The organism is Bacillota bacterium, from assembly GCA_023511455.1.
Taxonomy (GTDB): Bacteria; Armatimonadota; HRBIN16; order HRBIN16; family HRBIN16; genus HRBIN16.
The window spans coordinates 1-2,479 of the sequence record JAIMBJ010000072.1 but is presented as its reverse complement, the minus strand read 5'-3'; the positions used below and the strand labels follow the sequence as shown (position 1 = coordinate 2,479).

Annotated in this window: 3 protein-coding genes; all 3 read right to left on the bottom strand. The window is 56.5% G+C overall.

The features are described from left to right. Window positions 1–154 precede the first annotated feature (154 nt). Entirely contained in the window at window positions 155–1,141 is a 987-nt protein-coding gene (locus K6U75_17240) for a hypothetical protein (GenBank protein ID MCL6476777.1), read from the bottom strand. A gap of 130 nt (window positions 1,142–1,271) precedes the next feature. Next, a complete protein-coding gene (locus K6U75_17235; GenBank protein MCL6476776.1) occupies window positions 1,272–1,901 on the bottom strand; it encodes an outer membrane protein assembly factor BamE in 630 nt (209 codons plus the stop codon). Then, window positions 1,859–2,479, bottom strand: a 621-nt coding sequence (locus K6U75_17230; protein MCL6476775.1) for an RHS repeat-associated core domain-containing protein, incomplete at its 5' end; no start/stop codon positions are given. The genes K6U75_17230 and K6U75_17235, both read right to left, overlap by 43 nt.

Sequence of the window (2,479 nt, the reverse complement as noted above, 5' to 3'; positions counted from 1 at the left end):
GTCAAACTGGTAGCCGGTGGTGCCATATACCAGCAAACCGTTTGCCCCGAAGACCACTCCTGCCACCGCGTTGCCCGTCGCGTCCAGTTCGCATACTAACTCTTCGCCATCATACAGATAACACCTTCTGCCAAAAGCGGTTTGTTTCCGCGCGCTACGGTGCGCGAAGACGCCACACTGTCACCGTTTGACGATTGCCAACAGTCACCAGATACTTGCCATCCGCAGAGAAAGCCATGTCGAGAATGTTCTGGTCTTTGACCTCCGTGCTGAAAACGGTTCCAAAACCCTGTGTCTCCACCAACTGTAGCACAATGGGAGGTGTCCCAGAACTGGCAGCCAACAAGCCCTTTGCGGGGCAAGAAGCGACCACCCCTCCCTTCGTGGCAGCAACCTGCCGACCGTGCTGCCAATCCCAAACCACAATTGTATTGTCCAGCGACGCACTGGCTATCAGTCCTTTCGCTGGCACGACGGCTATCCTCCAGACAGGCTGCGCATGTCCACACAGCCTGTGCAATAACCGCCCACTGCGCAGGTCCCAGATATACACGCAGCCGTCAAGCCCCCCTGCCGCGAGTGTTTCGCTGTCCGCAAAGTCCACACAGCCGAAGCCAGGACCGAACATACTGCTGCCCTGTGCCTTGAAGCGGTAAACCTCCCGATACCGGTCTGTCTTCCAGACTACTACGCACCAGCCGTCCGCCCCCACAGAAGCCGCCAACCAAGTGCCGTCTGGTGAGAACCGTACGGCGTTTGTACGCCCCGGCGCTGGTAGTTCAGTAACTTTCTTCCACGTGGTGGTATCCCACAGGGTCACACCGCGCCCCCATTCTGCCACCGCGAGCAGGTTCTTATAGGGAGCAAAAGCTGTCTGAGAAGGGCCTCCTTCTTTTGCCTTCAATCGAGCCAGTGTTTTGAGTTCAGGAAACTGGTAAACGTAAACCTCATCCCGTGTGCAGGTGACAGCAATCCGTTTCCCATCAGGCGAGACGGCAACAGCGTCAGCATCACAAACACTCACCGACTTCTGTGGCAACAGCACTATCCGCTTGGCAAGCGAACGCTGCCAGTAATATACCAGCGCGAATATACACAGGATGGCTATCAATCCGATGATGGTGGCTTTCCATGGGCGCATATCGTTCACCTCTACCGACAGCCAAGCTGGCATAGGTTCTGAGCGGCTGGTGCATAGGTGGATTAATCCGACCTGTTATCTATCGCATCTGCTATGGAAAAGGTTCCTCGAACACCTCCATGCGATTATCTCACGGGTTCTCTTTTGGCGCAACCAGCGAACCGCGCAGCAGGAAGAGCACGCTGAGCACGCATAGCATGAGCGGCACCAGCAGTACCCAGCGCAACTCCCAAAACCGCCGGGGACCCACCAACCCCTCGAGAGCAACAATCCCGCCAAAGACACTCGCCGTCGCCACATCCAGCAGCCAAAGCGCCGCCCGCCAGCGCGAAGGCACTACCAGAGCATACCGCGTCGCGATGACCACCAAAAGGATTAGCGCAAACTGGCTCACTTCTGCCATCCACAATCGCAACGTGCTCACCCGAGTGAGTCTCTCGTTGGCGTCAAAGTAGCAGTAGATAGGGGCACCCGTGCCCCAAAAATATGTGAGCGATTCCGTCGTCCAGGTGGTACCGTCCTCAGAACGCACCATCTCTCGAGCGGTAGGCTCACCCATAATTGCCTCCACTTCCTGCACGCTCATGCCATTCCGCATCTGGGCGGTTTTGAGAATGTGATGGGAGACAATGTCGTAATGATGGTATGCGCCTACGGTCAGCACCAGCGTTACAAAGTACTGGAGTGTCAGGCACAAGGTCAACAGCCAACCGCGTATCACTTCGCGATAACCTTGGGAGGATACTTCTTGAGGCAGCATTCGAGACACTCTCCTTTCTGCTTGGCGCACTGTTCCCCTGCGTGATTCGCTTGCAGGTCGTCCGGGCCCCATTTATCATCGTCCCATAGCCATACCTGATCCCACGCTTCCTTGCAGATGCCTGCTATCCACGAGGCGACGACATGAGCACACCGACGCACTTCGCACATGGCTACGCAATGCGCCAGTTTGTCGTTCTTGTATTTGTCGAGCACCTCCTGACCGATAGCGTAACCTTTTCCGATGCAATAGCCTATATGAGCTGCTTCAACGCACACGGCTGCCGTCCCTACTATCTTGCACCCTACTCGCATCCAGGGAGGTATTCGCAGCTGACCTGTGGGGTCTGCCTCCGTAATCACTGAGTTCCCCACGTACGCATACAGATTAATTCCCCCCTCCATCCCAATCGGGTCTCTGGTCAAGAACCTCCCCGTCGCGGGGTCTAAGTAACGGTGCGTCAGTAACAGCAGACCTGTCTCCCCGTCGGTGTAGTAACCCCACTGCCCCTTGTAGCCGTATGGTGTCGGGTTGTTGCCAGACATGCGCTGACCCCACACGTGGCATGCCAAAGCCCG

Bases quoted from the DNA above. Each gene is read 5' to 3' on its own strand.
- K6U75_17235 (MCL6476776.1), bottom strand. From the start codon at position 1,901: ATGCTGCCTCAAGAAGTATCCTCCCAAGGTTATCGCGAAGTGATACGC.
- K6U75_17240 (MCL6476777.1), bottom strand. From the start codon at position 1,141: ATGCGCCCATGGAAAGCCACCATCATCGGATTGATAGCCATCCTGTGT.